Here is a 248-nt window from a genome sequence, read left to right as displayed (position 1 = left end):
CGGCATCCCACTTCAGGACGATTTCCTCCACCGTGGCCGGAAAAGTGTCCTGAAGGGATCCATCCTCCCTGAACACGTGGGGATTCCGCCTGACCATCTTGTCATTGATGCCCCGCGCCACGGCGTCGAAATCGAAGCTTCCGCGCTCCTCGGCGAGCCGGGCGTGAAGGACCACCTGAAGCAGGACATCGCCTAACTCACCGCGGAGTTCATCATCCCGCGCCGCGGATTCGCCGGCTTCAATGGAG

General features: G+C 62.1%; 1 protein-coding gene. It reads right to left on the bottom strand.

Translation table 11 applies throughout. The annotated features are described in order from the left end of the window. Nucleotides 1-175 (bottom strand): MazG nucleotide pyrophosphohydrolase domain-containing protein (locus SB847_RS21875; protein ID WP_410578821.1); only part of this gene is annotated, 175 nt, incomplete at its 3' end. Between the last annotated feature and the right edge of the window lie 73 nt (nt 176-248).

It is taken from the genome of Bacillus sp. SIMBA_026, assembly GCF_046535335.1.
Taxonomy (GTDB): Bacteria; Bacillota; Bacilli; order Bacillales; family Bacillaceae; genus Bacillus; species Bacillus velezensis.
This window is presented reverse-complemented; position numbering and strand designations above follow the sequence as displayed.